The organism is Rathayibacter sp. AY1C4 (assembly GCF_002932195.1).
Classification (GTDB): domain Bacteria; phylum Actinomycetota; class Actinomycetes; order Actinomycetales; family Microbacteriaceae; genus Rathayibacter.
Genome location: NZ_PSWE01000056.1, coordinates 1 through 6,149, shown reverse-complemented (window position 1 = coordinate 6,149; position 6,149 = coordinate 1). Strand labels below are relative to the sequence as shown.

Sequence of the window (6,149 nt, the reverse complement as noted above, 5' to 3'; positions counted from 1 at the left end):
GGGAGGCGGCGGGGGCCGTCCTCGGAGGCTAGGCGGGGCGGGGGGCGGCGTCCGCCCGTTGACTTCCCAGGTGCGCGGCCGTGCTCGCGGGTGCGGGGGCGCTCGCCGGCTCGCGCTCCGTCCTCCTCCGGCTCCCGCTCCGTTCTCCTCTGGCTTCGACGACTGTCCAGGAGTTGTCGCACTCGAGCTCGAGTGCGACGACTTCTGCGCACTCGGCGACGACCGCTGGGACGGGCCCGGCGGCTCCACGACCATGCGGAAGCGGCCGTACTGGAGCGCGAGTACGGCGACTTCGGAGGAGTGGCGACCGGCTCGAGTGCGCGGGTCCGCGAGTGCTCAGGAGTTGTCGCAGTCGACGCCGAGTGCGACGACTTCTGGACAGTGGGGGGGAGGGGCTCCGGGTGAGGGCTCGCGAGTGCTCAGGAGTCGTCGCAGTCGACGCCGAGTGCGACAAGTTCTGGACAGTGGGGGAGGCTCCGGTGAGGGCTCGCGAGTGCTCAAGAGTTGTCGCAGTCGACGCCGAGTGCGACGACTTCTGGACAGTGGGGGGAGAGGCTTCGGGGTGAGGGCTCGCGAGTGCTCGGGAGTCGTCGCGGTCGCGGCCGAGTGCGACGACTTCTGGACGGTGGGCGGCGTCCGAGCGGCGTCAGGGACCCCGGCAGCACCCATCAGGGACCCCGGCAGCACCCGTCAGGGATCCCGGCGGCACGGATCCGGGGCCCCGGCGGCACGCGTCGCGCCCGGCGCCCGCGACCTAGGGTGAGGGCATGCATCCGCTCGACGCCCAGGACCCGCTCGCGCACTGCCCCGAGCTGTTCGTCCGCACCCCCGAGGTCCGCTCCTACCTCGACGGCAACTCGCTCGGCCGGCCGCTGCGCGCGAGCGTCGCCCGGCTCGCGCGGTTCGCGGAGGAGGAGTGGGGCGGCCGCCTCATCCGCGGCTGGGAGGAGGGCTGGCTCGACATGCCGCTCGAGGTCGGCGACGCCCTCGGCTCCGCGGTGCTGGGAGCCGCGGCCGGGCAGACGGTCGTCGCCGACTCCACGACCGTCCTGCTCTACAAGCTCGCCCGCGCGGCGATCGCCCGCCAGGCGGAGCAGGGGCGCGACGAGATCGTCGTGGACACCGACAACTTCCCCACCGACCGGTACGTGCTGGAGGGCATCGCGGCCGAGACCGGCAGCACGCTCCGCTGGATCGACTCCGACCCCGGGAGCGGCGTCGGCCCCGACGACCTCGCCCCGGTGCTCGGCGAGCGGACGGCGCTGGTGCTGCTCAGCCACGTCGCGTACCGCTCGGGGTTCCTCGCCGACGCCGCGGCGATCACCGCCCAGGCGCACGAGGCCGGCGCGCTCGTGCTCTGGGACGCCTCCCACTCCGTCGGCTCGGTGCCGCTCGAGCTCGACGCGTGGGGCGCGGACCTCGCGGTCGGCTGCTCCTACAAGTACCTGAACGGAGGCCCGGGGGCGCCCGCGTGGGCGTACGTCGCCTCCCGGCACCAGGGCTCGCTCGCGCAGCCGGTGCAGGGCTGGATGGGCGTCGCCGACATGTTCGAGATGGGACCCGGCTACCGTCCGGCCGAGGGGATGCGGCGCTTCCTCAGCGGCACCCCGCCGATCACGGGGATGCTCGCGATGCAGGACATGATCGCGCTGATCGCCTCGGTGGGCATGCCCGCGGTGCGCGCGAAGTCGGAGGCGATGACGGCGTACGCGCTGGAGCTGGCCGACGCGTGGCTGGTGCCGCGCGGGGTGCGGGTGGCGACTCCGCTCGACCCCGCCCGGCGCGGCTCGCACGTGACGATCGCGCACGAGTCGTTCGCCGGCCTCGTCCCGCGGCTGCAGGCGGACGGGATCGTGCCGGACTTCCGCCGACCCGACGGCATCCGGATCGGCCTCTCGCCGCTGTCGACCACCTTCGCCGAGCTGGAGCTGGGCATGGCGGCCGTCCGGGACGCGCTGGACTGAGCGGGGCCGGGGCTCGGCGGGGCGGGTGTTCCCGGCCCCGCCCCCCTGCCCTCACCGCGCGTCGCGCGTCCGTCGGGTGCTCTCCTTCTGCAGGGCCTCGACGAGCTCGGCCTTCGTCATGCGCGAGCGGCCGGAGACGTCCAGGCGCTTGGCGAGGTCCATCAGGTGCGCCTTGGTCGCGTTCGCGTCCACTCCGCCCGCCGTCTCGCCCCCGGGGGAGCGGCCGTGGCCCTCGGCGCGGGAGTCGGAGGGGCCGCTCTCGGCCTTGCGCTCCCAGTGGTCGCCGACCTTCTCGTACTCGTGCTTCAGCGCGGCGAAGGCTGTGCGGTGGGCGCGCTCGCCGTCGCCGTAGCTGTCGACGGCCGAGTCGTGCGCGGCCGACCAGAGCTTCTGCGCGTGCTCGTCGGAGCGCTCGATGGTGGACGGGATCTGTTCCTCGCGGGGCATGGCGGCCTCCCTCTCGTCCTCCGACGCTACGTCGGGTCGGAGGCGCCGGTCACCCCGTTGACGAGCGCTCGGCGGGCACCTCCGTCCCCGGAGCGCACTCGGGAGGCCGCCGCCGGTGTTCTCACCGGGCCGACGCCGATGATGGGGCGATGTTCATCCCGACCAGAGCCGCCGGTCTCGAGGCGCTCGACGACTTCGTCGCCCGCGCGGGCTCCGCCTACGCTCGCGACCGCAACCACGACCTCGGACCGTCCCGGGACAACGTCTCCGGGCTCTCGCCCTACCTCCGCCACCGCCTCGTCACCGAGCGGGAGGTCGTCGCCGCGGTCCTCGCGCGCCACCGGCTGACCGCCGCGGAGAAGTTCGTCCAGGAGGTGTTCTGGCGCACCTACTGGAAGGGCTGGCTCGAGCAGAACCCGGACGTCTGGCGCCGCTACCGCCGCGAGGTGGCGGACTCCTCCGCGGGCGATCCTCCGCCCGGGTACCTCGACGCGATCGGCGGACACAGCGGCATCGACGCGATGGACGCGTGGGTGAGCGAGCTCGTCGAGACCGGGTACCTCCACAACCACACCCGCATGTGGTTCGCGAGCATCTGGATCTTCACCCTCGGACTGCCCTGGCAGCTCGGCGCCGACTTCTTCTACCGGCACCTGCTCGACGGCGACGCCGCGTCCAACACCCTGTCGTGGCGATGGGTCGCCGGCCTGCAGACTCCGGGCAAGACCTACCTCGCCTCCGCGTCCAACATCGCCCGCTACACGGAGGGGCGCTTCTCGCCGAGCGGCCTCGCCACCACAGCCCCCGCGCTGACGGAGGAGCCCTTCCCGCCGCGGGCACCGCTCGAGCAGGACGACGTCGTGGGGACCGTCGGCGCCCGCCCCGGCCTCCTGCTGCACGAGGACGACCTCGAGGCGGAGAGCCTGCTCGCCGAGCAGCCGGGTCTGGCCGAGCGCCTCGTCGCGTGCGCCGTCGCCGGGGACGCGGGCGGGCGCTCGCCGTCCGGAGTCTCCGACGCGGTCGCTGCCTTCACCGCCGCGGCGCTCGCCGACGCCGCCGAGCGCACCTCCGACTCCAGCGGTCGGCCGGCGCGGGTGCTGGCGGACGCGCGTGCCGCGACGGTCGTCGACTGGGCGGTCTCCGAGCGGATCGACACCGTGGTCGTTCCGTACGCGCCGGTCGGGCCCGTCGGCGAGCGGGTGGAGGCGCTCCGCTCGGCTCTCGCCGACGAGGGGGTCGCGCTCGTCACCGTGCGCCGCCGCTGGGACGGTGCGGCGTGGCCGTCGGCGTCGCGGGGGTTCTTCCCGTTCCGGAAGCGGATCCCGGCGCTGGTGCGCGACCTCGTCGAGCCCGCCGACGCGGCCCGCCTGTTCTGAGCGGCGTTCCGAGAGCCGCGTCCCGCGAGCTGCGTCCTGTGAGCCCCGTCCTGTGCTGCGTCCGGTGAGCCCCGTCCCGCGGAACCTGCCTGGTCCCGCGGGGCGGGTGCCGCTCAGCCGAGCAGGCGGTCGCGGAGGAAGTCGCTCGCGAAGCGGCCCGAGGGGTCCCACTCGGAGCGGAGGGTGCGCCACTCCTCGAGGTGCGGGTAGAGCGGCGCGATCTCGTCGGCTCCGGCGAGGAAGTGCTTGCCCCAGTGCGGCCGGGCCCCGAGCGGCAGCAGCGCGCCCTCGACGGCGGGGAGCACGGCGTCGACGCCGGCGCGGTCCTTCTTGAAGGTGAAGTGCACGCCGACGCTGTCGCGGCCTCCGGCGGGGGAGAGCCACTGGTCGTCGCCCGCCATGGTCCGCAGCTCCGTGATGAGCAGGACGTCGTCGATCCGCTCGCCGATCGCGCGCAGCGCCACGATCGCCTCGCGGACGTTCGCGCGCGGCACCATGTACTCGCTCTGGATCTCGTCGCCCGCGCTCGGCTCGCGGTCGAGGCGGAAGTGCGGCAGGCGCTCGGACCACGGTCCGACGGAGCCGCCGAACGGGTTCAGGTTGGAGTCGACACCCTCCGAGACGGCGAAGAGGCTCGCGGAGGCGGCGACCGCGCCCAGGTGCGTCGCGTCGACGTCGGCGACGGATCCCGCCGCCACCTTGGTCTTCAGCCACAGCTGCTCCACCGTCGGCGAGGACCAGTGGGTCATGAGGCTGACGCTGTAGGCGGAGGAGGTGATCGCGTCGAAGTCGTCGAGCACGCGCTCCCAGGGCAGGTCGACGAACGCGTCCTGGCGGACGTCGAAGGTCGGCTGGATGTCGAGGGTCACGCGGGTGACGATGCCGAAGGCGCCGAGGCCGACGACGACGCCCTCGAAGCCCGGCTCCCCGCGGCGGATCGTGCGCAGCGAGCCGTCGGCGGTGACGAGCTCGAGCGCCGAGACGGCGGAGGAGAGGTTCGCGTTGCGGTCGCCCGAGCCGTGGGTGCCGGTCGCGATGGCGCCGGCGACCGAGATGTGCGGGAGCGAGCCCATGTTGTGCAGGGCGTAGCCGTTGCTGTGCAGGTGCGCGGCGACGACGCCGTAGCGGGTGGCGCCGCCGACGGTGACGGTGCTCGCCTCGGCGTCGATCACGGGGTCGGAGGCCAGGCGCCCCAGGTGCAGCAGTGCGCCGGGGGTGTCGGGCAGGGAGTTGAAGGAGTGGCGGCTGCCGAGGGCGCGGACGCGCTCGTTCTCGCGGACGAGGCGCTGCACCTCCTCGACGGACTCCGGCTCGATGATGGCGGCGGCGCGGTACTCGTAGGTGCCCGCCCAGTTGCTCCGTGAGGTCATGGGTCCATTCTGCCGGGTGCGCGGGGGATTTGTTGTTGGTTGCAACGAATGGCCCGGTGGTGCACGGGGACACCGCAGGACGGAACGGCGTGGATATTGTTCGAGGCGCGCTCCGGGCCTCTGACGGGGAGGACGGCGATGACCGCGCGCAGACGACCCCGCTCGGATCTGTTCCGGGTGTGCGTGCGCCTCCTGGTCACGATCGTGGTGGTGCTGCTCGTCCTGGCGACGGGGACGCTCGCTCCGGGCGACGGGGCCGTCGATGCGACGGCGACCCTCGTTCCGGTCCATCTGCTCGGCCGGCCGCTCTCCACCGCCCTCTCCGTGGGCTGGAGCGCCGCCTCCTTCTCGCGCCTCGACGAGCAGGCGCTGCGGAGCACCGCCGAGGAGGAGGCGCGCGGCGAGCGGCGCCTCCTCTCGCGGATGGCGGGAGCGACCGGGGTGACCGGCACGACGCTGCCGGCGGCGCTGCCGGCGGCGGTGCCGGCGATCGTGGTCACGGTGGCGATCGCGCAGAGGACGGAGTCCCGCAGCGAGCCCCTCTCCCCCGCCGCCGCCCTGCTCGCCGTCGCGAGCTCGTGGGTGCTGATGGTCTTCTCGGTCGCACAGGCCTGCCTGCGCCTCGAGTCGCGGTCGCCCCGGCGGTCGCAGGTGCGCTTCGCCTTCGAGGAGGTGCCGCACTTCAGTGACGACGCGACCCTCGCGCTCCTGCTGTCCACGATGGCGGCCACGGTCTCGGCCGAGATCCGCTCGAGAGAGGGCTGGCGCCTGGTGCGCGCGAACGTCGTCATCGCGTCCGCCTTCGACTCGGTCATCATCGCGATGACGGTGTCACTGCTGTTCGGCGGACTCGCGGCCTGAGACGGCGGGAGCGGAGCGTCCGGCGGAGCCGGGGGCGGCGGGCGGCGGAGAACGTGAACCACGTGGAGGTCGTCCGGTCGTGATCTCTCGAGTTCGACGGCTCTCCTGCGCGGCGGGGGCGTCCGCCAGCC

The 6,149-nt window shown here is 73.9% G+C and carries 5 protein-coding genes; 3 read left to right on the top strand and 2 right to left on the bottom strand.

Going from position 1 to position 6,149, the window contains the following annotated elements:
- Window positions 1–767: 767 nt before the first annotated feature.
- Window positions 768–1,964, top strand: a complete 1,197-nt coding sequence (locus C5C99_RS16485; RefSeq protein WP_104282629.1) for a kynureninase — start codon at window positions 768–770, stop codon at window positions 1,962–1,964.
- Window positions 1,965–2,015: 51 nt separating this feature from the next.
- Here C5C99_RS16485 and C5C99_RS16480 read toward each other — a convergent pair whose 3' ends face one another.
- Complete coding sequence (locus tag C5C99_RS16480; protein WP_104225169.1) at window positions 2,016–2,411, bottom strand: ChaB family protein; 396 nt, start codon at window positions 2,409–2,411, stop codon at window positions 2,016–2,018.
- A gap of 149 nt (window positions 2,412–2,560) precedes the next feature.
- Between C5C99_RS16480 and C5C99_RS16475 the strand changes: the two genes are divergently transcribed.
- Complete coding sequence (locus C5C99_RS16475) at window positions 2,561–3,787, top strand: FAD-binding domain-containing protein (protein WP_104261761.1); 1,227 nt, start codon at window positions 2,561–2,563, stop codon at window positions 3,785–3,787.
- Between the two features lie 113 nt (window positions 3,788–3,900).
- On the opposite strand, the gene C5C99_RS16470 is transcribed toward C5C99_RS16475, so the two are convergent.
- The gene (locus C5C99_RS16470) at window positions 3,901–5,157 is read right to left on the bottom strand and encodes an FAD-binding protein (RefSeq protein ID WP_104234610.1); all 1,257 of its coding nucleotides are present in this window, start codon (window positions 5,155–5,157) and stop codon (window positions 3,901–3,903) included.
- 138 nt (window positions 5,158–5,295) lie between these two features.
- Between C5C99_RS16470 and C5C99_RS16465 the strand changes: the two genes are divergently transcribed.
- On the top strand, window positions 5,296–6,018 hold the full coding sequence (locus tag C5C99_RS16465) for a DUF1345 domain-containing protein (protein ID WP_181074637.1): 723 nt from the start codon (window positions 5,296–5,298) through the stop codon (window positions 6,016–6,018).
- Window positions 6,019–6,149: the final 131 nt, after the last annotated feature.

Bases quoted from the DNA above. Each gene is read 5' to 3' on its own strand.
- C5C99_RS16485 (WP_104282629.1), top strand. From the start codon at position 768: ATGCATCCGCTCGACGCCCAGGACCCGCTCGCGCACTGCCCCGAGCTG.
- C5C99_RS16480 (WP_104225169.1), bottom strand. From the start codon at position 2,411: ATGCCCCGCGAGGAACAGATCCCGTCCACCATCGAGCGCTCCGACGAG.
- C5C99_RS16475 (WP_104261761.1), top strand. From the start codon at position 2,561: ATGTTCATCCCGACCAGAGCCGCCGGTCTCGAGGCGCTCGACGACTTC.
- C5C99_RS16470 (WP_104234610.1), bottom strand. From the start codon at position 5,157: ATGACCTCACGGAGCAACTGGGCGGGCACCTACGAGTACCGCGCCGCC.
- C5C99_RS16465 (WP_181074637.1), top strand. From the start codon at position 5,296: ATGACCGCGCGCAGACGACCCCGCTCGGATCTGTTCCGGGTGTGCGTG.